General features: G+C 62.5%; 26 protein-coding genes and 2 pseudogenes. 19 read left to right on the forward strand and 9 right to left on the reverse strand.

Annotation, left to right across the window (positions count from 1 at the left end):
* Positions 1 to 95: 95 nt before the first annotated feature.
* Positions 96 to 383 carry a hypothetical protein gene (locus NKH19_RS05675; RefSeq protein WP_352981919.1) on the forward strand — a complete coding sequence of 96 codons (288 nt, stop codon included), beginning with the start codon at positions 96 to 98 and terminating at the stop codon, positions 381 to 383.
* 106 nt (positions 384 to 489) lie between these two features.
* Here the strand turns inward: NKH19_RS05675 and NKH19_RS05680 are convergent, their stop codons facing one another.
* Entirely contained in the window at positions 490 to 1,638 is a 1,149-nt protein-coding gene (locus NKH19_RS05680; protein WP_352981920.1) for a GNAT family N-acetyltransferase, read from the reverse strand.
* Complete coding sequence (locus NKH19_RS05685) at positions 1,635 to 2,630, reverse strand: sterol desaturase family protein (RefSeq protein WP_352870336.1); 996 nt, start codon at positions 2,628 to 2,630, stop codon at positions 1,635 to 1,637. The genes NKH19_RS05680 and NKH19_RS05685 overlap by 4 nt, the downstream gene beginning before the upstream one ends.
* Before the next feature lie 328 nt (positions 2,631 to 2,958).
* On the opposite strand from NKH19_RS05685, the gene NKH19_RS05690 reads away from it, so the two are divergent.
* Positions 2,959 to 3,723: a TlyA family RNA methyltransferase gene (locus NKH19_RS05690; protein WP_352870335.1), complete on the forward strand. Its 765-nt coding sequence runs from the start codon at positions 2,959 to 2,961 to the stop codon at positions 3,721 to 3,723.
* Entirely contained in the window at positions 3,720 to 4,961 is a 1,242-nt protein-coding gene (locus NKH19_RS05695) for a class I SAM-dependent RNA methyltransferase (protein WP_352981921.1), read from the forward strand. The genes NKH19_RS05690 and NKH19_RS05695 overlap by 4 nt, the downstream gene beginning before the upstream one ends.
* A gap of 197 nt (positions 4,962 to 5,158) precedes the next feature.
* Here NKH19_RS05695 and tldD read toward each other — a convergent pair whose 3' ends face one another.
* Together tldD and NKH19_RS05705 are read right to left on the reverse strand one after the other, a co-directional pair.
* On the reverse strand, positions 5,159 to 6,571 hold the full coding sequence (gene tldD / locus NKH19_RS05700; RefSeq protein ID WP_352981922.1) for a metalloprotease TldD: 1,413 nt from the start codon (positions 6,569 to 6,571) through the stop codon (positions 5,159 to 5,161).
* Between the two features lie 201 nt (positions 6,572 to 6,772).
* On the reverse strand, positions 6,773 to 7,297 hold the full coding sequence (locus NKH19_RS05705) for an invasion associated locus B family protein (RefSeq protein ID WP_352870332.1): 525 nt from the start codon (positions 7,295 to 7,297) through the stop codon (positions 6,773 to 6,775).
* Between the two features lie 376 nt (positions 7,298 to 7,673).
* On the opposite strand from NKH19_RS05705, the gene coxB reads away from it, so the two are divergent.
* The 15 genes and pseudogenes from coxB to NKH19_RS05780 all read left to right on the forward strand — a co-directional run bounded on the left by coxB (position 7,674) and on the right by NKH19_RS05780 (position 18,302).
* On the forward strand, positions 7,674 to 8,573 hold the full coding sequence (gene coxB / locus NKH19_RS05710) for a cytochrome c oxidase subunit II (RefSeq protein ID WP_502910884.1): 900 nt from the start codon (positions 7,674 to 7,676) through the stop codon (positions 8,571 to 8,573).
* A 37-nt stretch (positions 8,574 to 8,610) separates the two neighbouring features.
* Positions 8,611 to 10,263, forward strand: coding sequence for a cytochrome c oxidase subunit I (gene ctaD, locus NKH19_RS05715; protein WP_023759128.1), 1,653 nt, complete (start codon positions 8,611 to 8,613; stop codon positions 10,261 to 10,263).
* Positions 10,264 to 10,339: 76 nt separating this feature from the next.
* Entirely contained in the window at positions 10,340 to 11,284 is a 945-nt protein-coding gene (locus NKH19_RS05720; protein WP_352981924.1) for a heme o synthase, read from the forward strand.
* Entirely contained in the window at positions 11,281 to 11,448 is a 168-nt protein-coding gene (locus NKH19_RS05725) for a cytochrome c oxidase system small membrane protein (RefSeq protein ID WP_352981925.1), read from the forward strand. Before NKH19_RS05720 ends, NKH19_RS05725 begins: the two co-directional genes overlap by 4 nt.
* Positions 11,448 to 12,078 (forward strand): annotated as a pseudogene (locus NKH19_RS05730) (cytochrome c oxidase assembly protein). The gene NKH19_RS05725 and the pseudogene NKH19_RS05730 overlap by 1 nt, the downstream one beginning before the upstream one ends.
* 1 nt (position 12,079) lies before the next feature.
* Complete coding sequence (locus tag NKH19_RS05735) at positions 12,080 to 12,961, forward strand: cytochrome c oxidase subunit 3 (protein ID WP_352981926.1); 882 nt, start codon at positions 12,080 to 12,082, stop codon at positions 12,959 to 12,961.
* 146 nt (positions 12,962 to 13,107) lie between these two features.
* Positions 13,108 to 13,218 (forward strand): annotated as a pseudogene (locus NKH19_RS05740) (L,D-transpeptidase family protein); the annotation flags it as partial.
* 21 nt (positions 13,219 to 13,239) lie between these two features.
* Positions 13,240 to 13,626: a DUF983 domain-containing protein gene (locus tag NKH19_RS05745; protein WP_352870403.1), complete on the forward strand. Its 387-nt coding sequence runs from the start codon at positions 13,240 to 13,242 to the stop codon at positions 13,624 to 13,626.
* On the forward strand, positions 13,623 to 14,378 hold the full coding sequence (locus tag NKH19_RS05750) for an SURF1 family protein (protein WP_352981927.1): 756 nt from the start codon (positions 13,623 to 13,625) through the stop codon (positions 14,376 to 14,378). The genes NKH19_RS05745 and NKH19_RS05750 overlap by 4 nt, the downstream gene beginning before the upstream one ends.
* An 88-nt stretch (positions 14,379 to 14,466) precedes the next feature.
* Positions 14,467 to 15,477, forward strand: coding sequence for a 4-hydroxy-3-methylbut-2-enyl diphosphate reductase (gene ispH / locus NKH19_RS05755; RefSeq protein WP_352981928.1), 1,011 nt, complete (start codon positions 14,467 to 14,469; stop codon positions 15,475 to 15,477).
* Between the two features lie 5 nt (positions 15,478 to 15,482).
* Positions 15,483 to 16,460 (forward strand): homoserine kinase, encoded by a 978-nt coding sequence (locus tag NKH19_RS05760; protein ID WP_352981929.1) that lies wholly within the window; start codon positions 15,483 to 15,485, stop codon positions 16,458 to 16,460.
* A complete protein-coding gene (rnhA, locus tag NKH19_RS05765) occupies positions 16,457 to 16,987 on the forward strand; it encodes a ribonuclease HI (RefSeq protein WP_352981930.1) in 531 nt (176 codons plus the stop codon). The genes NKH19_RS05760 and rnhA overlap by 4 nt, the downstream gene beginning before the upstream one ends.
* 40 nt (positions 16,988 to 17,027) lie before the next feature.
* The gene (locus NKH19_RS05770; RefSeq protein WP_352981931.1) at positions 17,028 to 17,606 is read left to right on the forward strand and encodes a histidine phosphatase family protein; all 579 of its coding nucleotides are present in this window, start codon (positions 17,028 to 17,030) and stop codon (positions 17,604 to 17,606) included.
* A 113-nt stretch (positions 17,607 to 17,719) separates the two neighbouring features.
* Entirely contained in the window at positions 17,720 to 18,001 is a 282-nt protein-coding gene (locus NKH19_RS05775) for a ribbon-helix-helix domain-containing protein (RefSeq protein ID WP_352981932.1), read from the forward strand.
* The gene (locus tag NKH19_RS05780; protein WP_352981933.1) at positions 17,991 to 18,302 is read left to right on the forward strand and encodes a type II toxin-antitoxin system RelE/ParE family toxin; all 312 of its coding nucleotides are present in this window, start codon (positions 17,991 to 17,993) and stop codon (positions 18,300 to 18,302) included. The genes NKH19_RS05775 and NKH19_RS05780 overlap by 11 nt, the downstream gene beginning before the upstream one ends.
* Before the next feature lie 4 nt (positions 18,303 to 18,306).
* Here the strand turns inward: NKH19_RS05780 and NKH19_RS05785 are convergent, their stop codons facing one another.
* The 3 genes from NKH19_RS05785 to NKH19_RS05795 form a co-directional block, all read right to left on the reverse strand.
* Positions 18,307 to 18,783, reverse strand: coding sequence for a DUF2938 domain-containing protein (locus NKH19_RS05785; RefSeq protein ID WP_352981934.1), 477 nt, complete (start codon positions 18,781 to 18,783; stop codon positions 18,307 to 18,309).
* A gap of 81 nt (positions 18,784 to 18,864) precedes the next feature.
* Positions 18,865 to 19,341, reverse strand: a complete 477-nt coding sequence (locus NKH19_RS05790) for a peroxiredoxin (protein WP_352868851.1) — start codon at positions 19,339 to 19,341, stop codon at positions 18,865 to 18,867.
* A gap of 83 nt (positions 19,342 to 19,424) precedes the next feature.
* Positions 19,425 to 20,231 (reverse strand): protein-disulfide reductase DsbD domain-containing protein, encoded by an 807-nt coding sequence (locus tag NKH19_RS05795; protein WP_352981935.1) that lies wholly within the window; start codon positions 20,229 to 20,231, stop codon positions 19,425 to 19,427.
* Positions 20,232 to 20,401: 170 nt separating this feature from the next.
* On the opposite strand from NKH19_RS05795, the gene NKH19_RS05800 reads away from it, so the two are divergent.
* A complete protein-coding gene (locus NKH19_RS05800) occupies positions 20,402 to 21,010 on the forward strand; it encodes a YqgE/AlgH family protein (protein ID WP_352868845.1) in 609 nt (202 codons plus the stop codon).
* 5 nt (positions 21,011 to 21,015) lie between these two features.
* Here the strand turns inward: NKH19_RS05800 and NKH19_RS05805 are convergent, their stop codons facing one another.
* Entirely contained in the window at positions 21,016 to 23,904 is a 2,889-nt protein-coding gene (locus NKH19_RS05805) for an EAL domain-containing protein (RefSeq protein ID WP_352981936.1), read from the reverse strand.
* A gap of 3 nt (positions 23,905 to 23,907) precedes the next feature.
* Complete coding sequence (locus NKH19_RS05810; RefSeq protein ID WP_352626599.1) at positions 23,908 to 24,504, reverse strand: GNAT family N-acetyltransferase; 597 nt, start codon at positions 24,502 to 24,504, stop codon at positions 23,908 to 23,910.
* Between the last annotated feature and the right edge of the window lie 2 nt (positions 24,505 to 24,506).

Consider the following 24,506-nt stretch of genomic DNA (forward strand, 5'->3'; position numbering starts at 1 on the left):
TTTACGCTGCAATTTGGCTTTTCGCTTACCGTGTCTCTTGGCCGTTTTTCAACGGCGCCCTGCTAGATCGTTGATCAGGCAGGGAGACAACAACAATGAAAACGCTTCTGTGGGGCGTAGCGCTTTGCGCCGTCATCGTCGCGCCGGCCGCCGCCGAGACGCGCTATGATCGCAGCCTCGAAAAGGCGGCCATGGGCATCGTCGCCGGCAAGATGGGCGATATCCGCGGCGGTTTTTCCTACAAGCAGGTGCCGCAGCTTGTGGTCGTGCCGGGCGTAGCGCCGGCGGCCGTGACCGAACGCCCACTCGAGGAAGCCACGGGCAAGCCGGATGACGGTCTGTCGCCCGCCGTGGAACGGCAGGTTTCCCGAACCATATTCTAATTCTAAGTTCCAACGAGACCAGTAAGCCTGGGAGCCGCTTAGCAAGGTATGATCGGCATCGGTTTCCGGCCGATGCCCTTTCATTGTCCCAGCCGCCATGCCGGCGTTACTCCTCCGCCAGTTCCGCTCGTTTCGACGGTTTCTCGGAGCGCCATGATTTCGTGGCGTGGTGGGCCCGGTCGGCCAAGGCAGCGAGGCGCCCGCGCAGGCTTCGCCCACCCATCACCGACGACAAGGTCACCGAATGCGTCGAAAAGCGGCGCTTGAAATCCTCGCCGCCGCAGAGAAAGTCGACCGTGGTCAAGCCTTGGTCTAGCGACCACTGGATATAGTCCATCATCAAGACCATGCCCGGCGAGGCCCGCTCGAAGGCCGGGTCATAGGTCGTGACGAAAGCCATCATCGTTCCATGCTGCTCGAAATTGATCGAGATGGCGATGATCGCATCGTCGCGTTCGAGCACGAAGATGCGCAGCAATCCGAGCCCGGCCAGGACGGAGACCAGCGCCGCCAGAGCGGTGGAGCCTTCGTCGAAGAGGTCCGACGCGCGGCCGTGCTTTGCCAACCATAGCCGCTTCAGCGCCGCGACGCGCTCGAGCACCGGCTCGCGGTCTTCGTGCGCATCCATCAGCCGGAAGCGCAGCGCGCCGCCTTCCTCCATGAATTTGTGGCCACGGCGATAGTTTTGCCGGGTTTTTTTCGATTGGCTTTCGAACCATTGCGCGCCGTCTTGCCAGGTGCCAACGACACGATAGCTGATCTCGCTGCGGTGGTTTGGCTGCAGGATCGTGCCGCGGCCTAGGACGGCGGGATCGAGCAGGGCTTGGAACCGGGCATCCGGCAACAAACGATTTAGATAGACGAGGTCGAAGCCGCCATCGTCGAGAATGCGTTGCCAGAGCTGCGGCAGGATCTGCGGATCGCAGTCGGGGGCGAGCAAGACATCGCCATAGTCGCAGTGATCCTTCGCCGCCCATTCCAGGATGCGGATGCCGGAGCGCTTGAAGGTCGCGAGTGGAATGACGGCCACGAGCCGCTCGTCGCTCCAGACCAACCCGATCCTGAGGCCGCGCCGGTCCTGATGCGGCGTCGTGCGCCACCAGGCCGAGATCCAGTCCGGATGCTGGAAAACGAGGCCACCGGCGCGTTGCCAGAGCGCCGTCCAAGCGGGCGCTATTTCCGCCAGGCGCGCGGCCGAGGTCGCGACCTCGATCCGGTGCGTTCGCGGCAGCCGGCACACGACAGGCCCGTTCAAGGCTCGCCCCTTTGCGGCAATTGCCGTGGCTCGGGCTTGTCGGTGCGGAAGTGTCTGGCGATCTGCCGCCACATCCGCTTCAGCGGCAGGATATAGAGGCCTGCGAGCGACTGATAGTCGCGCGCGTTGCGTTCGATCAACCCGAACTTGAAATCCTCGTCCGGTCTGGGGACGCATAGAGTTCCGAACAGCCGGTCCCAGAACGAGAAGAGGAGCCCGAAGTTCTTGTCGTAATGACGCGGGTCCGTGCTGTGGTGCAACTGATGCCAGTGCGGGCACAAGATCAGATTGTTCAACGGCCCAAACGAGATCTTGAAATGCGTGTGCCTGACGAAATCCATCATCAGGATGTTGCGTATGATGTAGACGTTGACGCCGAAGATCGTCAGTTCGACGAGGTTCAACGCGACCAGCGACCAGATGCCGAAGCAGATGCCGGGAATGACGCCATCCCAGGCCCGGTTCATCAATTCGTCGAGCGGGTGGACGCGATCCTTGGTGATGCCGACCATCACCTCGGCCGAATGGTGCACCTTGTGCAGTTCCCAGAGCACCGGATAGCGGTGCTGGGCGACGTGATAGAGATAGTACGAAATGTCGTAGGCGAGCAGCATGGTGATGGTGAAGATGGTCACCGTCACTGGCCCTGCCGGGCCCTCCACAAGGGGCGGCTGGATCGCCAGGAGCGTCGAGAGCAGCCAGTTCGTCGCATAGCCGACGGCGCTGACGAAGACGATGCCGGCAGGCAGCATGAGGAATGGCATCAGGGCCTTCCTCGTCACCCAGAACAAAAGGTCAGCCCTAGCCGAGGGATGAGTGATCACCTCGTGCGGGATCGCGAACTCGAAGAATTCTTTCCAGCTCTTTTTCTCGACCGTGCGCCAATAGGCGACGAGAGCGCTGAGCAAAGCGGTCAGCAACAGAAGTCCGGTCGCCAGCAGGCCAGCACCGGAAATCCGATCAAGCACCTTGTAGACGATATCGCTGGCCATTTCCAAGGTTGCCGCCTCTTCATTCCGTTTTGCGGGCTGTCGCAGTCATAACATTTAAGTCCTCAAGCAAATGCGACAAAAATAGGTTAACGATCCATGAGATTTCTGGAACTCGGGACAGTGGTCCGCAAAACGGCGACGCCTGGTGCTTCGGCAACCACGCGCGCCACCGCGTGTAGTTTTCAAAGAATGGTGGGCGCGACAGAAATACTCGCCGTCGTCTCAAGCCCAATGCTGGGCATGGTGGTAGGGATGGGAGACGAAATGCTTCCCTTCGATGCCGGGCTAGTGCCCTTGCCATCGTCGTCCGCTTTCGCCATGAAGGCCGATGACTTCACCTCTGCCAGCCAGCGCACGCCAGCGGCTCGACGACTTGCTCGTCCAGCGCGGGCTGTTTGCCAGCCGCTCGCGTGCCCGCGACGCGGTCGAACGCGGCACGGTGACTGTCGACGGCGTCCTTGCCCGCAAGCCCGGTCAGAGCGTTTCGCCGCAATGTCTCATCGCCATCGATGATCCGGCGCAAGGCTATGTGTCGCGCGCGGCGCTCAAGCTGATCGGCGGGCTCGACCATTTCGGCCTCGATCCCGCCGGCTGTGAGGCGCTCGACATCGGCGCCTCGACAGGCGGCTTCACCCAGGTCCTGCTGGAGCGCGGCGCTGCCCACGTCACTGCCATCGATGTCGGGCATGGTCAGGTGCACCCTGATGTCGGGGGAGATCCGCGTGTGACGGTGATCGAAGGCCTGAACGCACGCGATCTCACCGTCGCCGATCTTGGCGGTCGTATTCCGGATTTCATCGTTTCCGACGTCAGCTTCATATCGTTGAAACTGGCGATGCCGCCGGCGCTTGGCCTTGCGAAAGCTGGCGCAAAGGCCATGTTTCTGGTCAAGCCGCAATTCGAGGCTGGTCGCGAAGCGATCGGCAAGGGTGGTCTGTTGAAAGATCCCTACAACGCCTCCCGTGTCGCCGGCCTGCTGCAGGATTGGCTGGACGCCGTTCCCGGCTGGCGCGCGCTCGGGCTGCATTTGTCGCCGATCGAGGGCGGCGACGGCAATCGCGAATTCCTGCTCGGTGGGATCAAGGATCGATGAGCGCGCGCTTCAACATCAGGAAACTTGGCGCCCAGGGCGACGGCGTCGCCGAGACCGAGACAGGCGATCTGTTCATCCCCTTCACACTGCCCGGCGAAACGGTCACCGCCGCGCGCGAAAGGGATCGCGCCATGCTGATGGCGGTGCTGGAAGCCTCGCCGCTGCGCATCGATCCCGCCTGCCGCCATTTCACCGAATGCGGCGGCTGCGCCCTCCAGCATTTCGAAGCCGAAGCCTATCGCCAGTGGAAATGCGAAAAGGTGGTGCACGCCCTGAAGGGCAAAGGCATCGATTGCGAGATCGGCGAACTGGTCGCCTGCGCGCCGCACACGCGCCGCCGTGTCGTGCTTGCCGCCCGGCGCACCGACACGGGCATGCTGCTCGGCTTCCATCGCCATCTGTCGCCGGAGATCATCTCCATCGAGGAATGCCCGATCTCGCTGCCGGAGATCGTCGCCGCGCTCGATCGCTTGAAGGCACTCGCTGAATTGGTCTGCGCCACCACCAAATCGTTCCGCATGGCGGTCACCGTGACCGGTTCGGGGCTCGATGTCGCGGTCTATGAGTCAGGCAAACTGGGCGAGAACCAACGTCGGGTTGCCTCCAACTTCGTCATGGCCCGGGGATTTGCCCGGCTTTCGATCGACGACGAGATCGTCATCGAACCCAAAAAGCCGGTGGTTATGTTCGGCGGCGTGGCCGTCGCCATTCCACCGGGCGCCTTCCTGCAGGCGACCGAGGCCGCCGAACAGGCGATGGCCGATATCGTCGGCGGACATCTGAAGCGTGCCAAGAAGGTAGCGGATCTTTTTGCCGGTTGCGGCAGCTTTGCCTTGCGGCTAGCGGCCAAATCGGAAGTCCATGCGGTGGAAGGTGATGCGGCGGCCCTTTCGGCACTCGACCGGGGATCGCGCTTCGCGACCGGGCTGAAGCGGGTGACGGGCGAACGCCGCGACCTGTTCCGCCGACCGCTGACGTTCAAGGAATTGAATGCCTTCGACGGCTTGGTGTTCGACCCGCCACGGGCGGGCGCCGAGGACCAGTCGAAGCAGATCGCCCGCTCGGATGTTCCCTACGTCGCCGCGGTGTCCTGCAATCCGGTGACGCTCGCGCGGGATTTGCGCATCCTCATCGACGGCGGCTACACCTTGAAAAGCGTGACGCCGATCGACCAGTTTCTGTGGTCGCCGCATGTCGAGGCGGTCGCGCTGCTGGAGAAGCCGAAACGGCGACGGTAGATCATTCGCTGGTTTGGCGACGCCGTGCTTCCGCGAGCACGCCCGTTTCCATTTCTCTCAGTGTTTTCGACTTGCCTCTGTTGGGCAGCGACCCGAACACATCCTCCGGTCGCGTTGGGGGAAAGACCGGAGCAGGCCGTGTGACCTGATCGTCGGTTGAATTGGAGGCAACGGACTTTTCTCCAGTGGCCATCGCATCAAACCCTGGTGCCGCCGACCGTCATCTGGTTCATGCGCAAATGCGGTTGCCCGACGCCGACCGGCACGCCCTGTCCGGCCTTGCCGCACATGCCGATGCCGGTGTCGAGCTTCATGTCGTTGCCGATCATCGAAACGCGGTGCATGGCATCCGGGCCGTTGCCGATCAGCATGGCGCCCTTGATCGGCTGCGTTACCTTGCCGTTCTCGATCATGTAGGCCTCGGTGCAACCGAACACGAATTTTCCCGACGTGATGTCGACCTGGCCGCCGCCGAAGGAGACGGCATAGATGCCGTTCTTGACCGAAGCGATGATTTCGTCCGGCTCCATGTCGCCCGCCGTCATGTAGGTGTTGGTCATGCGTGGCATCGGCTGGTGGGCATAGCCTTCGCGGCGGCCGTTGCCGGTGGCCTTCATGCCCATCAGCCGGGCGTTTTGGCGATCCTGCATGTAGCCGACCAGCTTGCCGTCCTCGATCAGCACGTTACGGGCCGAAGGCGTGCCTTCGTCGTCGACGGTGAGCGAGCCGCGTCGCTCGGGCATGGTGCCGTCGTCAACGACGGTGACACCTTTGGCGGCGACCTGCCGGCCCAGCAGGCCGGCGAAGGCCGAGGTCTTCTTGCGGTTGAAATCGCCTTCCAGCCCATGGCCGACGGCCTCGTGCAGCATGACGCCCGGCCAGCCGCTCGACAGCACGATGTCGAAGGTGCCGGCCGGCGCCGGTATCGCCTCGAGATTGACCAGCGCTTGCCGGAGCGCCTCCTTGGCGGCGTGCTTCCAGCTGTCCTCGACCAGGAATTCGCCAAAGGCCTTGCGGCCGCCCATGCCGTAGGAGCCGCTCTCCTGGCGGTCGCCATTGCCGACCACGACGGAGACGTTGATGCGGACCAGCGGCCTGATATCGCGCACCACATGGCCGTCGGCGCGCACGATCTCGACATGCTGCCAGGAGGCGGCAAGCGAGGCTGAAACCTGGCGCACGCGCGGATCCTCGGCGCGCAGCCAGGCGTCGATTTCCTGCAGCAGCTTTGCCTTGGCCTCGAAGGAAGGCGAGGGGATCGGGTTCTCGTCGCCATAGAGATGGCGGTTGGTGCGGGCGGGTGCGGCGGCAAGCGTGCCGGAATAACCACCCTTGACGGTTGAAACGGCGTCGGCCGCGCGCAGCAGCGAGGCCTCGGAAAGATCGCTGGAATGCGCGTAACCGCTGGCTTCGCCGGCGACGGCGCGCAGGCCAAACCCCTGGTCGGTGTTGAAGTTGGCGGTCTTCAGCCGGCCATTGTCGAACATCAGCGCTTCGCTTTCGCTGTATTCGAGAAACAGTTCGCCGTCGTCGGCACCATTGATGGTCTCGGCGACGATCTGCTTGATGCGATCGTCTGAAATGTCGAATTGGCCGATCAGGCTGTTCATGGCGCGTCCGTTCACAGGAGGAATGGGTCTTTGCCACGATGTAGGCGCGAAGGCGCGTCGAGACAATCGTCCCGTCGCATTGCGAAGACAAATGCGCTCCGCCGACAGCTTCTCGACGTCACTTCTGGTTGATGAAGTCCTTGATGTCGCTGACCAACGAATCCCAGTTAGAGAGCTGGGCTTCCAGGAAGCACCAGACTGTCAGGGCAGGGCGGCAAAGCCGTCGGCAAAGCCCTTTAGGTCGACGGGGATGCCGATGCCTTCTTCCGGGGTCTGGAAGACGATGAAGGTGGCCGACGTGCCGGTCTTCAGCGTGTCGAGCAGAGGCTTTTCGAGAATGACCTCGGCATAGCAGCCGTCCTGGAAACAGCGCACGAAATAGGCGCGGCCGATGTCCTTGCCGTCGACATTGAGGCCTAGCCCGTTGGGTAAAAGCACGCCGAGCGGCGCCAGCACGCGCAGGATCTCCGCCTTGTTGTCGGCGGTGCGCAGCACGACCACAGACAGCCCCATCTCGGGACGATCCTCGGCGACGACGTTCTGCATCATCACGCATTGTTCCGAGGTGGCGCCGGCCGGCGTGTCGCAAATGATCGACCATGCGCCGTGCGTCGAGCGGACGGTGCCGCTCGGCTGCGCGGCAGTGGCCGTGCCGGGCAGGCCCGTCGTGGACAAGGCGGCGAGAAAGATGACCTTCGCCAAGGTTCTCGAAAGCCAAGAGTTCATGACGGCTCCATTGCGAATCACGGCACTTTAAGCTGCGCCAAAGCCAAGTAAAGGACGAGACCGCAACCGGTCTGCCCTGAAAAAGCCAATTCGGCGCTTTTCCCTGCCAAATTCGCCCGAATTGCGACGCCCGGTACGAGCGGCCCGCAGGAATGCAACCGTTGGCCCAACATAGGCGATTCGGGGCCGCCGCTGCTGCCTTCAAAGGCTCATCCGGGCTTGCGCGCAAAAATGCCGCACGGTTTTGCCCGCTCCTTTCTTGCGGAGGGAAAAAGAGTATGGTTTGAACCAACTTGAGACAGTCGGGATTCCCGTCCCGGCGTTGTTCGTTATTCTCGTGGGTACAGCGGCGAGGAACTGGGAGACGATGAGGGCGATGAGAAATTTCCTGGCAAACGCCAAGTTTCCAGCAAGTGCCAAGCTTCTAAGTGCTTGTGCCGCTATCACGTTTTTCGCCGGCACTTCCGCCCATGCCGACCAGCCAAAGAACTGGGAGACAACCTTCCAGGCGCCGGCGACGGACATGATGCGGCAGATCGAATGGTTCGGAAATTACACGATGTGGTTCATCGTCCCGATCACCATCCTGGTGCTGCTTCTCCTCGCCTATTGCATCGTGAGATTCCGCGCCAGTGCGAACCCGGTCCCGTCCAAGACCAGCCATAACACGCTGATCGAGGTGATCTGGACTGTCGGCCCGGTCGTCGTTCTGCTCTGCCTCGCCATTCCCTCGTTCCAGCTGCTGACCGCGCAATATACGCCGCCGGAAGAAGCAAAGCTGACCGTCAAGGCGACCGGCAACCAGTGGAACTGGGACTACGAGTACCAGACCGAGAACACGCTCTCCTTCAACTCCGCGATCCTCCAGGACACCGACCGCACCGCCGCCGGCAAGGAGGACCGCAAGGAATATCCGCGCCTGCTGGCCGTCGACAACGAGCTGGTGGTGCCGGTCAACACCATGACCCGCGTGCTTGTCACCGCGACCGACGTCATCCACTCCTTTGCCATGCCGTCGTTCGGCATCAAGATCGACGCCATTCCGGGCCGCACCAACGAGACCTGGTTCAAGGCGGAGAAGGAAGGCCTCTACTACGGCCAGTGCTCGCAGCTCTGCGGCAAGGACCATGCCTTCATGCCGATCGCCATCCGTGTCGTCTCCGATGCGCAGTTCAAGACCTGGCTGACGGCGGCCAAGACCGATCTGCCCGGCGCCAACAAGACGCTGATGGCCGAGGTCGACGGCCAGAACAAGGTAGCGGCCGCCGGCAACTGATGCCGCGGCCAGAAAAGATCAGGGAACGGAGCGGAACATGGCAGACGCTGCAGCTCACGACGGGCACGACCATAAGCCTTATCACGGCTGGGTGCGCTGGGTTTACTCGACCAACCACAAGGACATCGGTACGCTCTACCTGATCTTTGCGATCATGGCCGGCATCATCGGCGGTGCCTTGTCGGTTGCCATTCGCATGGAGCTGCAGGAGCCCGGCATCCAGATCTTCAGCGGTCTGGCGCAGATGGTCTACGGCATGAACGGTGACGCCGCGATCGACGGCGGCAAGAGCATGTACAATGCCTTCGCCACCGCGCACGCGCTGATCATGATCTTCTTCATGGTCATGCCGGCGCTGATCGGCGGTTTTGCCAACTGGATGGTGCCGATCATGATCGGCGCGCCCGACATGGCGTTCCCGCGCATGAACAACATCTCCTTCTGGCTGCTGCCGCCGGCCTTCATCCTGCTGCTCACCTCGATGTTCGTGCCGAGCGCGCCGGGAGCCTTTGGCGTCGGCGGCGGCTGGACGCTTTATCCGCCGCTTTCGACCTCGGGCCAGCCCGGACCGGCGATGGATCTGGCGATCCTGTCGATCCACATTGCCGGTGCGTCGTCGATCCTTGGCGCCATCAACTTCATCACCACCATCTTCAACATGCGCGCGCCCGGCATGACGCTGCACAAGATGCCGCTGTTTGCCTGGTCGGTGCTGATCACCGCCTTCCTGCTGCTGCTGTCGTTGCCGGTTCTGGCCGGCGGCATCACCATGCTGCTCACCGACCGCAATTTCGGCACGACCTTCTTTGCTCCCGATGGCGGCGGCGATCCGATCCTGTTCCAGCACCTTTTCTGGTTCTTCGGTCACCCGGAAGTCTACATCCTGATCCTGCCGGGCTTCGGCATCATCAGCCACGTCATCTCGACCTTTTCGAAGAAGCCGGTGTTCGGTTATCTCGGCATGGCCTACGCCATGGTGGCGATCGGTGCCGTCGGCTTCATCGTCTGGGCGCACCACATGTACACGACCGGCCTGTCGCTCGACACGCAGCGCTATTTCGTCTTCGCCACCATGGTCATCGCGGTGCCGACGGGCGTGAAGATCTTCTCCTGGATCGCGACGATGTGGGGCGGGTCGATCTCGTTCAAGACGCCGATGCTGTGGGCGCTGGGCTTCATCTTCCTGTTCACCATCGGTGGCGTCACCGGCGTCCAGTTGGCCAATGCCGGCCTCGACCGTTCGCTGCATGACACCTATTTCGTCATCGCCCACTTCCACTATGTGCTGTCGCTGGGCGCGGTGTTCGCCATCTTCGCCGGCTGGTACTACTGGTTCCCGAAGATGACCGGCTACATGTACTCGCCGGTCATCGCCAACACCCACTTCTGGGTCACCTTCGTCGGCGTCAACCTGATCTTCTTCCCGCAGCATTTCCTCGGCCTCGCCGGCATGCCGCGCCGCACCATCGACTATCCGGACGCGTTTGCCGGCTGGAACTACGTGTCGTCCATCGGCTCCTATATCTCGGCCGTCGGCGTCCTGATCTTCCTCTATTGCGTGTTCGAGGCTTTCCAGAAGAAGCGGATCGCCGGCGCCAACCCGTGGGGAGAGGGTGCAACGACTCTCGAATGGCAGCTGCCTTCGCCGCCGCCTTTCCACCAGTGGGAACAGCTGCCGAAGATCAAGTAAGGCGGCTGCCCGCTCGAATACGAAACCGCCGGTCCGCCGGCGGTTTTGGCCAACGGAATAATGGACTTAAGTACGCATGGCCCTTGTCGACGACCCATTGATTGACGAAGCGGGCTTTCGCATGTCGGAAGCAACAGCGGGCGATTTCTTCGCCCTGCTGAAGCCGCGCGTCATGTCGCTGGTGGTGTTCACCGCCTTTGTCGGCATGGTCGCGGCACCCGTGACCATCAATCCGCTGCTGGCGGTGATCGCCATCCTGTCGATTGCCATTGGTGCTGGCGCCTCCGGTGCGCTGAACATGTGGTACGACGCCGACATCGATGCGGTGATGACCAGGACCGCCAGCCGTCCGGTTCCGTCCGGTCGCATCCAGCCGCACGAGGCGCTGAGCTTCGGTCTGGTGCTGTCGGTGCTGTCGGTGATGACGCTCGGCGTGCTGGTCAACTGGCTGGCGGCAACGCTGCTGGCCTTCACCATTTTCTTCTATGCCGTCGTCTACACGATGTGGCTGAAGCGCTGGACGCCGCAGAACATCGTCATCGGCGGTGCCGCGGGCGCCATTCCGCCGGTGATCGGCTGGGCCGCGGCGACCGGGACGGTCAGCCTGGAAAGCCTGATCCTGTTCCTGATCATCTTCCTGTGGACGCCGCCGCACTTCTGGGCTCTGGCGCTGTTCAAGTCCGAGGACTACGCCAAGGCCGGTATCCCGATGATGCCGAACGTCGCCGGACACGCTTCGACCCGTCGCCAGATCTTCGCTTACGCGTTGGTGCTGGCCCCCGTCGGTGTGGCGCCCTGGCTGCTTGGCTACACCACGCCGGTCTATGGCGTGGCCGCCGCGCTGCTCGGGGTCGGCTTTGTCTGGTATGCCTGGAAAGTGCTTGGCATGGCCGATGACGACCGAGTCATGAAACCGGCCAAGGCTCTGTTCGCCTATTCGCTGCTATATCTCTTCGCCATCTTCGCTGCCTATCTGGCCGACAGCGTCGTCGAGCGCGCGCTTGCCATGAGCGGAGCATGACCATGATCGAAGAAAAGCTCGAACTGGTCACGCTGACCGAGCGGCAGAGGAAGGCCAGACGCAACCGTTCGGTCGCCATCGGCGTGGCGCTGGCTGTGCTGGTCGTCATTTTCTATATCGCGACGATCGTGAAGTTCGGCCGCAATCTGTCAGGCACGATGTGATGAGCGTCGAGACGTCCAAAAGGCCTGCCGGGAAGAGCAGCAACGTCGTCGTCGCAGCCGTCTGCCTTGCCTTCTTCACCGGCATGATCGGCATGGCCTATGCCGCGGTGCCGCTCTACAAGATGTTCTGCCAGGCGACAGGCTATGGCGGCACGACGCAACGTGCCGGGAAGCAGTATGCTGGCCGTGTGCTCGACCGGGAGATCACCGTCCGCTTCGATGCCAACATCGCCGGCGTGCCTTGGGACTTTCAGCCGGTCCAGCGCGCGATGACCATGAAGATCGGCGAGACGGTGCAGGCGCACTACAAGGCGACCAATAAGTTCGATCGCCCCGTGACCGGCCGCGCCACCTTCAATGTGCAACCGGAACTGGCAGGGCCCTACTTCAACAAGGTCGAGTGCTTCTGCTTCACCGACACGACGCTGAAGCCCGGCGAGACGCTGGACATGCCGGTCCTGTTCTACGTGGACCCCGATATCGTCAACGTGCCGGAACTGAAGGACGTGAGGACGATCACCCTGTCCTATACGATGTTCCCGGTCGAGAAGACCAAGCCGGTCGCCTCCTCGGAAGGCCAAGGGCAATAGCAAGACAATTTCGAATACCGAAGCAAATCTCGGGGGTTGATATGGCAGACGCGCACGCAAAACCACAGCATGACTATCATCTCGTCGATCCGAGCCCGTGGCCTTTCCTGGGATCGGTAGGAGCGCTCGTCACCGCCTTTGGCGGCGTCTGCCTGATGGAGTACCTGAAGGGCGGCAGCTTCCCGATCTTCGGCTTCAACATCGCCAATCCGTGGCTGTTCTTCATCGGCATCGTGATCGTCCTCTACACAATGTTCGCCTGGTGGTCGGACACGATCAAGGAAGCGCATGAGGGCCATCACACGCGTGTCGTGTCGCTCCATCTGCGCTATGGCATGATCATGTTCATCGCCTCGGAGGTGATGTTCTTCGTTGCCTGGTTCTGGGCCTATTTCGACGCCAGCCTGTTTCCCAGCGAAGTCCAGCAATATGCCCGCACCGCGTTTACCGGCGGTGTCTGGCCGCCGAAGGGCATGGAGGTTCTTGATCCCTTCCATTTGCCGCTCTACAACACCGTCATCCTGCTCCTGTCGGGCACCACGGTCACCTGGGCGCACCACTCGCTCATCCATGGCGATCGCAAGGGACTGATCAACGGGCTGGTGCTGACCGTCGGCCTCGGCATGCTGTTCACCATGGTGCAGGCTTATGAGTACATGCACGCTCCGTTCGCGTTCAAGGATTCCATCTATGGCGCCACCTTCTTCATGGCGACCGGCTTCCACGGTTTCCATGTCATCATCGGCACCATCTTCCTGGCTGTCTGCCTGATCCGGGCCATGAAGGGTGATTTCACCCCCAAGCGGCATTTCGGCTTCGAGGCCGCCGCCTGGTACTGGCACTTCGTCGACGTGGTCTGGCTGTTCCTGTTCGCATCGATCTACGTCTGGGGATCGGTCGGCGCGGTGGTCGAGGCCCACTGATCTAGCATTTAGGATTTCGATTTGGGGAGGGGCGGCCGCGGCGACGTGGCCGCCTTCTTCTTTTCGGCGCAATGATCGCCGATCGATGGACGATGCGGCCGACAATTCCCTGCCATTTGCGCATTCATGATCATGATGTTGCCGAGCTGCTTCAATTGGTCGACTGGACCGACGGCCGCATTGCGGTTACGGACTCCGACATGGACGAAATCTGGGCAATGGTGGCCGATGGCACACCGATCGAGATCGAGCGGTAAGCAATGAGCGACGACGCTTCAATGGGTGAAGATAGGGCGATCTGGCCGCCGGTCGACCCGATTTCGGCCGGCCTGCACGGCCGCTGCCCGCGCTGCGGCGAGGGGCGGCTGTTTTCCGGTTTCCTCACCGTCGGCAAGCGCTGCGTCAATTGCGGCCTCGACTATTCCTACGCCGATGCCGGCGATGGACCGGCGGTTTTCGTCATCCTGATCATCGGCTTCCTCATTGTCGGTCTGGCGCTCTGGGTTGAAGTCACGCTGAGCCCGCCGCTCTGGCTGCATCTGCTGGTCTGGATCCCGCTGGCTGTCGTGTTGTGCCTGACGGCGCTGCGGCTGATCAAGGGCGTCCTGCTCACCCTGCAATACCGAAACAAGGCGGCCGAGGGGCGGCTGGATCGCGGCGAATGAGCGAGGCGTCCATCAAAGCCGGTGGCCGCTCGCGGCCACGGACGGCATTGCTGTTCGGCCTTGGTCTGGCGCTGTTCCTGATCCTGCTGGCGCTCGGCACCTGGCAGGTCCAGCGCCTGTACTGGAAGGAAGGTCTTCTCCAGACCATCGACCAGCGCACCCATTCAGCGCCACGGCCGCTAGCCGAAATCGAGAAAGAATTCGCCGCCACCGGCGACGTCGACTACACGCCGGTCACCGTCACCGGCACGTTCCTGCATCAAGGCGAACGGCATTTCTACGCGACCTGGGAAGGCGAAGCCGGCTTCAACGTCTATACGCCGCTTGCCCTCGACGATGGCCGCTTCGTCCTGGTCAATCGCGGCTTCGTGCCTTACGATCTGAAGGATGCCGCCAAGCGCGCCAAGGCACAGGTGACGGGCAGGGTGACGATCACGGGGCTTGCCCGCAATCCGCTGCCGGCAAAGCCGTCGATGATGCTTCCCGACAATGATGTGGCGAAGAACATCTTCTACTGGAAGGACCGCGACGCGATGGCGGTGAGCGCCGGGTTGTCGGCGGGCGCCGCGCTGGTGCCGATCTTCATCGACGCCGACAAGACGCCAAATCCAGGCGGATTGCCGGTTGGCGGCGTCACCATCATCGATCTGCCGAACAGCCATCTGCAATATGCGATGACCTGGTATGGCCTTGCCGCAGCACTCGCCGCCGTGCTCATCCTGCGGCTTCGCCGTCCCGCGAAAGAGGAATGAACGCGCCCGACGTCCCCCTCTCTACCGATGCCCTTGACAGGGCGGGGGTACGCACCTCATTTCGGCTTTGATCAACCGGCCTGGATTCATGCTTCAGACAACGACCAAACCACCCCTGACGATCCGGCTTTGCCAGCCGCGCGGTTTTTGCGCCGGTGTCGACCGTGCCATCCAGATCGTCGTGCTGGCGCTGAAGAAATATGGCGCGCCGGTCTATGTCCGCCACGAGATCGTGCACAACCGTTACGTCGTCGAGGGACTGCAAAGCCTTGGCGCCGTCTTCATCGAGGAGCTCTCCGAGATCCCGGCCGAACACCGGCAGTCGCCAGTCGTGTTCTCGGCGCATGGCGTGCCGAAGTCGGTGCCGGCGGATGCCCAGGCGCGCAACCTCTTCTATCTCGATGCCACCTGCCCGCTGGTGTCGAAGGTCCACAAGCAGGCGATGCGGCATCAGCGGCTTGGTCGTCACGTGCTCTTGATCGGCCATGCCGGACATCCCGAGGTGATCGGCACCATGGGGCAACTCCCGGACGGCGCGGTGACGCTGATCGAGACAGAAGCCGATGCGGCAAAGCTCGCGCCCGCCGACCCACGGGCGCTCGGCTTTGTTACCCAGACCACGCTGTCGGTCGAGGACACCGCCGGCATCATCCGCGCCTTGCAGGATCGCTTTCCAGCCCTGCAGGCGCCGGCGGCGGAATCGATCTGCTACGCCACCACCAATCGCCAGGAGGCGGTCAAGGAGACCGCTGCCGGCGCCGATCTCTATTTGATCGTCGGCGCGCCCAATTCCTCCAATTCGCGGCGCCTTGTCGAAGTTGCGGAACGTGCCGGCGCCTCGATGTCGCTTCTCGTGCAGCGCGCCGCCGAGATTCCGTGGAATGACATCGCCAACATCTCGACGCTCGGCCTGTCGGCCGGCGCGTCGGCGCCCGAAATCATCGTCGACGAGATCATCGATGCGTTCCGGCAACGCTTCGATGTGACGATCGATCTGGCCATCACGGCCACGGAAACGGAGGATTTTCCGGTCATGCGGGTACTGCGCGATGTCGAACTGACGCGGGCCGACATGGCCTTCGTCAATGGAGCCGCGTAAGGCACATGGCGGTCTACACCGACGTTGCGGAAGGCGAACTTGGCGCGTTCCTGAAGCACTATCCGGTCGGCGAGCTCCTGTCCTACAAGGGCATCGCCGAAGGCACCGAGAACTCGAACTTTCTGCTGCACACCTCCAGCGGCTCCTACATCCTGACGCTTTATGAAAAGCGCGTCGAGAAGGCGGATCTGCCGTTTTTCCTCGGGCTGATGAGCCATCTCGCCAACAAAGGCGTGTCCTGCCCGCTGCCGGTGACCGCGGATGACGGCAGCGTCATCGGCACGCTCGCGGGCCGGCCGGCGGTCATCATCACCTTCCTCGAAGGGCTTTCGCTGCGGCGGCCGACAGCAACGCATTGCGCCGAGGTCGGCAAGGCGTTGGCGCAATTGCATCTGGCCGGTGCCGATTTTTCGATGACGCGCCCGAATGCACTGGCCATCGACGGCTGGCGCAAGCTCTGGAACGCGGCGCGCGATCGCGCCGACGAGGTCGAGCCGGGCCTGGCGGCCGAGGTCGATGCCGACTTCGCCGATTTCGAGCGGAACTGGCCGAAAGACCTGCCGCAAGGCATCATCCATGCCGATCTTTTCCCGGACAACGTCTTCTTCCTTGGCGAAAAGCTGTCCGGTCTGATTGATTTCTATTTCGCCTGCGACGACCTTTATGCCTACGATGTCGCCACCTGCCTCAATGCCTGGTGCTTCGAGAAGGATTTTTCCTTCAACCTCACCAAGGGCAAGGCGTTGCTTGCCGGCTATCAGAGCGTGCGTCCCCTAAGCGACCAGGAGAAGGCGGCGCTGCCGATGCTGGCGCGCGGTTCGGCGCTGCGTTTCATGCTGACCCGGCTGTACGACTGGCTGACCGTTCCCGATGGCGGGCTGGTGATGAAACGCGATCCGACTGAATATATCCGCAGGATGCGGTTCCACCGGGCGATCAGATCTCCTTCGGAATATGGATTGGCCGAATATGGGGTGTCATGAGCAAGCAGGTTGAGATTTTCACCGACGGCGCCTGTTCGGGCAATCCCGGCCCCGGCGGCTGGGGCGCGATCCTGCGTTTCAACGGCACCACCAAGGAGCTTTCCGGCGGCGAGGCCGAGACGACCAACAACCGCATGGAACTTCTCGCCGCCATCTCGGCGTTGAACGCGCTGAAGGAACCTTGCTCGGTCGAGCTTCACACCGACAGCAAATATGTCATGGACGGCATTTCCAAGTGGATCCACGGCTGGAAGAGGAACGGCTGGAAGACCGCCGACAAGAAGCCTGTGAAGAACGGTGAACTCTGGCAGGCGCTCGACGAGGCCAATAGGCGCCACAAGGTCACCTGGAACTGGATTAGGGGCCACGCCGGCCATACCGAAAACGAGCGCGCCGACGAACTCGCGCGCGAGGGCATGGCACCGTTCAAGAGAGGCTCGTTCAAGCCTGCAGCAGCGCCAAAGCCAGCCGCGCAGGCAACACAGCCTGCGGTCGCGAAAGCGCGGCGCTCGACCCAGAGTTATTGAGTTCCGGGAGCGGGGCGCCTCTCAGCCGAGGACCTCTATCGTGCCGATCCTCTATTATGTCACGCATCCCCAGGTTCAGGTCGATGCCAATGTTCCCGTGCCGGAATGGGGGCTGTCCGACATTGGACGGGCGAGAGCATTTGCAATGCTCGATCAGCCCTGGGTTGGGTCGATCCGACGTATCGTGTCGTCGGCTGAGCGCAAGGCGCTTGAAACCGCCGAGATCCTCGCAGCGCATCTGAGTCTTGCCATCGAGGTGAGGGAACGGATGCATGAGAATGACCGATCGGCAACGGGTTTCCTGCCGCCGCCGGAGTTCGAAGCGGTGGCGGATCAGTTCTTTGACAATCCACACGAGAGTGTTCGCGGATGGGAGCGGGCTATCGATGCGCGGCAGCGTATCGTGAGCGAGGTCGACACCGTGCTCCGCACCAATGACGCCGACGACATTGTTTTCGTGGGGCATGGAGGAGTGGGAACGCTGCTGCTGCTGTCTCTCAGTGGTAGCGAGATCAGCCGCGAAGCGGATCAGCCAGCCGGTGGCGGAAACTATTTTGCGTACGATATTGGCGCTCGCGACGTTATCCATGGATGGCGGCCGATCGACAGGCTGCCTTGATCAGCGGGCGTACACATAGGGCAGGACAGACTCTTCTGGTGGCTGTGCAGTTGCTCAAGGATATGGATGGGAGTAATATTTCCTACTATAGAGCAATGCAGTAAGGAAGCAGCATGGCAAACGTGGAAAAAATGAGCGTGGCTGTGACCCCGCAACAGGCAGCCGTCATGCGAGAGGCTGTGGAAGCGGGCGAATATGCCACTGCAAGCGAGATTGTGCGTGAAGCGGTGCGGGATTGGTTGGCCAAGCGCGAACTGCGGCATGACGATATCCGACGGCTGAGGCAGCTGTGGGATGAAGGCAAGGCAAGCGGGAGACCGGAGCCTGCGGATTTCGATGCATTGCGAAGGGAAGCTCGGCGAAAGCTGACGGAAGCCTCGCCGAATGGCCGTTAGGCTAGTCTGGTCACCTGCGGCCAAGGCGGACCTCATCGACATCTACGTGATGGTAGGCAGCGAAAACATACGGGCCGCCGATCGCTATTATGATCAGATAGAAGCGCGGGCCATGCAGCTGGCAGACCAGCCGCGCATGGGTGTTAGACGCCCGGACATTAGGTCCTCCGCTCGAATGCTGGTGGAGGCGCCGTTTGTACTGCTCTACGAAACGATTCCGGACACCGACGACGGCCCTGTTGAGTGGGTTGAAATCGTCCGTGTGGTGGACGGCCGGCGGAATCTGAGCCGTTTGTTCTAGCTGTCTATCGTATCAGCAACGCCGTTCCGTACAGCCCGAGCGCGAACACCGTGTGCGATACCAAATTGAGGGCACGGATTTGCATCGGATTGGGCCGTTTCGACGCAGCCCAGCCAGCGCCCATGCCGGGCGCCAGCAGGAACCAGCCGGCGCCGACGGTGACGATGCCGAGGATAAAGGCTGGCAGGAAGGTCGGCGCTGCAAGCCAGCCCGCTCCGGCCAGCACCACCAGGATGATGCCGTAGACGATGCCGACAAAATAGTGGAAGGCCCAGCCCAGCGCCTTTTCATGCGCGTAAGGTGCTGCATCGCCGATATCGTCGTGAAAGACCTTGTCGCGGAGATGCCAGACCCAGCGCCCGACCGGCCCCCAGTTCGGCCGTGGCTGGCCGAATGCCTTGTGGAGGAAGATGGCCCACAGGTCCATCGCCACGGTGGCGCCGATGCCAATCGCGATAGCGCGCCAGAAGATGTCAAACATCGCTAAGGTCCCCCCAGAGGCAAACCCTGGACTACAGGCGCGATCGTGGTTGCGGTCTCACGCCCGACGCCTCGCTGAAGTTCAGAGCTGTCCCAGAATATGAGCCGCGCCGGACTCGTCGACACCGGGCTTGGTCTCGACATTGAGCGCGGTGACCTTGCCATCGTCGATGACCATTGAGAAGCGCCTCGAGCGCAGCCCCATATCGTTGCTGATGTAATCGAGGCCGGTCGCCTTGGCGAAATCGCCACCGCCATCGGCGAGGAACAGGATCTTGCCCTCACCGCCGGTGAAGCGCGCCCAGGCGCCCATGACGTGCGCATCGTTCACCGAAACGACGGCGATGGTGTCGACACCGCGCGCCAGGATGGCGTCATGGTTTTCGAGATAGCCCGGCAAATGGTTGTTGCTGCAGGTCGGCGTGAAGGCGCCGGGAACCCCAAACAGCACCACCTTCTTGCCGGAGAATATCTCGGCTCCGGTAATCGGCTTGGCGCCATCGGCGGTCATCGTCTTGAAGGTCACGTCAGGTAGCTTGTCGCCAACGGAAATGGTCATGAATTCCTCGCTTGGGAAAATCGGGAAGGGTGTCTTTGCGTAGCGAACTCAACGGCTTCCTGCAACCGTTCGGGCAGGCTGGATCAAGGGAAAGGCAAAAGCCCTTCGACCGCGCCCGCCGAACTCGTCAGCGTGTAGTGAAGCCCGCCATCCGTCGGCGTCGTCGACGGGCGATTGAGGATCGGCACGGTGAAAATCAGCTTGCCGTCCTTTTCGCTGCGCGCTGGGGTGCCGAACATGTAATCCCGCTCGCCGGCAACGAAGAAATCCGCCGCCTCCGGATCGCCGGGAAGATTCGCCTCGACAATCAGCGTTTCGTGGTCGCCCGGCAGGACTTTGATGCCGAAATCGGCCCTTGCGGGCGTCGGCAATGCCGAAAAACTTGCCTTCACCAGCGCCGCGTCCTCGGCATTGTCCGGATCGGAGGCAGGATCAACGGTCAGCCGCGTCTGCACCGGGATGCAGATCGTTTCGCAGATGCCGAGAAAGATGTCGGCATCGATCACCGCCGGCTGGTTCGGCGTCGCCAGCGTGAATGTCACGGGCAGCGAAACCGGATAGTTGTAGCCTGCCCATTTGCCATAGCCGTCGTCGTGGCGCTGGGGAGCAGGAAACGACAGAGCGGCGTCGGCGATGTTGGTGCTGGCGGAAATGTCGAGCTGGGGCGGCACGCCCGCGTCGCCCGGATCGCGCCAGTAGGTCTTCCAGCCGGGCTTGAGCGCTATGTCGAGAACGCCCTGGATGCGGCCGGCGTCGTCGGGTTGGCCTGATGTCACCAGCCGGACCTTACCGCCTTCGCTGTTGTACCATGCCGATGAGGAGGCGGCGGCGGGAAGAGCGGTTGCCGACCCGATGGCGGCGCCGAGCAGCAGGATTTTCAAGCTTTGCATGGCGGTGATTTGATCGTCCGTTCGTGGCCGCGCAATGATCTCATGACCTTGCCGGTATCATATTTGCGTGACCTTGAGGGGAGAAATGCTCGAGCCGGCGGCATGGGCTTTGGTCGAATCGCGCACAGTGCATCTTTTCGGCGCTTTGGAAACGCGTTACGCTCCCTTTCATGGACTTGTTGCGCCACAAGAAGACGGCCGCCAGCCGCGGCTTTCTCGACGATCAGTTCCTGATTGCCATGCCCGGCATGAAGGACGACCGTTTCACGCGCTCGGTAGTCTATATCTGTGCGCACTCCGATGAAGGCGCCATGGGGCTGATCATCAACCAGACGCAGCAGATGCTGTTTCCGGACCTGCTCGTGCAACTGGGCATCATGAACGAACAGGAGGCGATCCGCCTGCCGGCGCAGGCGCGCGACTTCGTCGTGCGCAATGGCGGCCCCGTGGATCGCAGCCGGGGCTTCGTCCTGCATTCGGGCGACTACCGGGTGGAATCCTCGCTGACCGTTTCGGACGACATCTGCCTGACCGCCACCGTCGACATATTGCGCGCCATATCGTCTGGGCGCGGCCCTCGTCACGCGCTAATGGCGCTCGGCTATTCCGGCTGGGGCGCCGGCCAGCTGGAGACCGAGATCGCCGAGAATGGCTGGCTGACCTGCCCGGCCAATGCCGAGCTTCTGTTCGACACCGACATCGAGCGCAAATACGACCGGATTCTCGCCGCGATCGGCATCGATCTCGCCCATCTCAGCCTCGCCGCCGGACACGCCTAAGCTTCTCACGCCTGCGTCAGCGGATATTGCTCCTTCAGCGTCTTCAGCACCTGGTCGCCCGGCATCGGCGCGCCGAACATGAAGCTCTGGACATATTCGCAGCCCATCTGACGCAGCTCCAGCGCATCGCTTTCGTCCGAAATGCCCTCGGCGACGACGGACAGGCCAAGTTCATGCGCCATGTTGACCATCGATTTGAGCAGCACCGCGCGCTTCGGCGTGTTGTCGTCGACGAAGCTCTTGTCGATCTTGATGGTGTCGAAGGGGAAACGCGTCAGATAGGCCAATGACGAATAGCCGGTGCCGAAATCGTCCAGCGACAGGCCGATGCCGAGCTGCTTCAGCTTGGTCAGCACATGGGCGGTCTGCTCGGGATTGTCCATGACAAGCGATTCGGTGAGTTCGAGCCGGAAGCAGCGCGGCTTCAGATTGGCGCGCGCGATGACCGAGCGCACGTCGCTGACCAGGTCGCGACGGATCAGCTGGCGGCTGGACAGGTTGACCGAGACCGACAGCGGCGCGTCGCCGATCTGTTTTTGCCAGCCGGCGAGGTCTTCCGCCGCTTGCTGCATGGCGAACAGGCCAAGCTGCACGATCAGCCCGCAGCTTTCGGCGACCGGGATGAAATCCGCCGGCGGGATCATGCCGCGGCGTGGATGGTCCCAGCGCAGCAGGGCCTCGAAGCCGGCGACGCTGCCATCCTCGAGCCGCACGATCGGCTGGTAGGCGAGCGTGAATTCGCGCCGCTCGATGGCGCGCCGCAGGTCGGATTCGAACTGCAGCCTGTCGGTGCCGACGGTGCGGAAGGCCGGGCGGAACGGCTCGATCCGATCGCCGCCGAAGCGCTTGGCCTGATGCATGGCCAACTCGGCATCCTTGACCATGTCCTCGGCCGACATTTGCGGCGAGTTCCAGGTGATCAGTCCGATCGAGGCGGTCAGCACGATCTCGCGCTTGGCGAAGGTGATCGGGTTGTTGATGGCATGCTTGATGGCGTCCGCGACGGCAGCGATGCGGGCCGGGTCCTGTTCGGACAGCAACATCAGCGCGAACTGGTCGCCGGCAAAGCGCGACAGTGAATCCTTCGGCTTGAGCAGCCGGTGCAGACGGCGTGCAATGGTCAGCAAAATGGTGTCGCCGGCCGAGATGCCGAGGCCGTCATTGACCTGCTTGAAACGGTCGATGTCGATGACGAAGACGGTCGGGCGCACCTTTTCTTCGGTGCGGGCGATCGAGATGATCGCTTCCAGCCGGTTCATCAACAATTCGCGGTTCGGCAGCCCGGTCAGATTGTCATGCACGGCATCGTGCAGCAGCCTTTCCTCGGATTTCTTCTGCTCGGTGACGTCGACCATGGTGCCGACGCAGCGGATGACCTCTCCGTCCGATCCGATCACCGGGCGCGCGCGCAGCGAAAACCAGTGATAATGGCCATCGGCGCCGCGCAGTCGGAAGTTCTGTGACACCCGGCCGCGCCGGTGTTCGAGCACCACGTCGAGCGTCGTGCGGAACGTGTCGCGGTCGTCGGCATGCAGCACCGGCAGCCAGTTGCGTGCGGCACCACCGAGGCTGTTGGGCGCTAGGCCGAGCTGGATGCTGACATCGGGCTTGGTGACGACGCGGTCGCGCAGCACGTCCCAGTCCCAAACCGTGTCGCCCGATCCGGCCACGGCCAGCGCCTGCCGCTCGAGGTCGGAAAACAGGCCCTGATGCAGCGCGCCGCCGGCAAAGGCATGTTGCATGACGGTGAAGCCGATCAGAAGGATGATCAGGATCAGCCCGCCGCCCAACGCGGGCTGGGCGATATCGTTGTCGAGCATGCCGGTGATCGCCATCCATGATCCGCATAGCCACAACAGCACCATGACCCAACTGGGCACCAGCATGATGGCGCGGTCGTAGCCGCGTATGCCGAGGAAGATGATCAGGCCGAGCCCGGTCAGCGCGGTGGCGGCGAAGGACAGCCTGGCGATGCCGGCGGCGACCGCCGGGTCGACGATAGCGACGCCGGCGATCAGCACCAGTCCGAGGATCCAGACCAATGCACCGTAGCTGAAATGGCCGTGCCATCGGTTGAGGTTCAGGTAGGCGAACAGGAACACCACGAAGGTTCCCGCCAGCGCCACCTCCGTTCCCGCCCGCCACATCTGCTCGTTGCCGGGCGAGATTTCGATGATCTTGTTGAGAAAGCCGAAATCGACGCAGATATAGGCCAGCACCGCCCAGGCAAGCGCTGCGGTCGCCGGGAACATCGAGGTTCCCTTGACCACGAACAGGATGGTCAGGAACAGCGCCAGCAGGCCGGCGATGCCGATGACGATGCCGCGAAACAACGTGTAGGAATTGACCGAGTCCTTGTAGGATTCCGGATCCCAGAGATAGACCTGCGGCAGCTTCGGCGAGGCCAGTTCGGCGATGAAGGTGATGACCGTGCCGGGGTTCAGCGTCACCCGGAACACGTCGGCGTCGGGGCTGGTCTGGCGGTCGAGCGCGAAGCCTTCGCTGGGCGTGATGGCGGCAATGCGGGTCGAGCCGAGATCCGGCCAGAAGATGCCGGAATTCACCAGGCGGAAATGCGGTGCGACGATCAGCCTGTCGAGCTGCTGGTCGGTGGTGTTGGCGAGCGCGAACACCGCCCAGTCGCCGGTCGAACGCGCGTCATTGGCCTCGACCTCGATGCGCCGCACGATGCCGTCCGGACCCGGAGCGGTGGACACCTGGAAATTCTCGCCCTGGTTCCGGTAGATCTCGACGGCACCCGAAAGGTCGAGCGCGACATCGTCACGGGCAATCTTGATCGGTTCGACGGCGAAGGCCGAGGTCGCCGCGCACAGCGTCAGGATTGTCGCGAGGACAAAGGCGAACAGCGGCCCGTTTCGCAGGAAATTCGTCAAAAATCAGTCCTTCGTTCCAACGCCCGGCGGATCGTCCGCGATCCGGGCGTAGAGGTAGTGGTCCTGCCAGATGCCGTTGATCCTGAGATAGGATCGCAGAAGTCCTTCGCGCCGGAATCCGGCTTTTTCAAGCACGCGGATCGACCGGGCGTTGTCGGGAATACAGGCCGCTTCGATCCGGTGCAACCTCAGCGTATCGAAGGCGAAGCGGGTCACCACCTTGACCGCGTCGGTCATCAAGCCGCGGCCGCCAAAGCGCTCGCCGATCCAGTAGCCGACATGGCCGCTTTGCGAGACGCCATGGCGTATGTTGCCGAGCGTGATGCCGCCCGCCAGTTTGCCGCTGCTCCTTTCGAAGATGAAGAAGGCGATGGCCGTCCCTTGCGCATAGTCTTCGCGGTAGCGGCTGATGCGCAGCCGCCATGCGTTGCGGTCGAGTTCGTCGGGAGTCCAGCGTGGCTCCCAAGGTTCGAGGAAGGCGCGGCTTTCGCCGCGCACCGCCGCCCACTCGCGGTAATCATTGGTGAATGGTACGCGTAGCGTGACGCGGTCGCCTTTCAGCGCCGGCAGATCACGGCGGAAGAAAGGGAGCGCGAACATGG

This window comes from Mesorhizobium sp. M1338, from assembly GCF_040318045.1.
Lineage (GTDB): Bacteria > Pseudomonadota > Alphaproteobacteria > Rhizobiales > Rhizobiaceae > Mesorhizobium.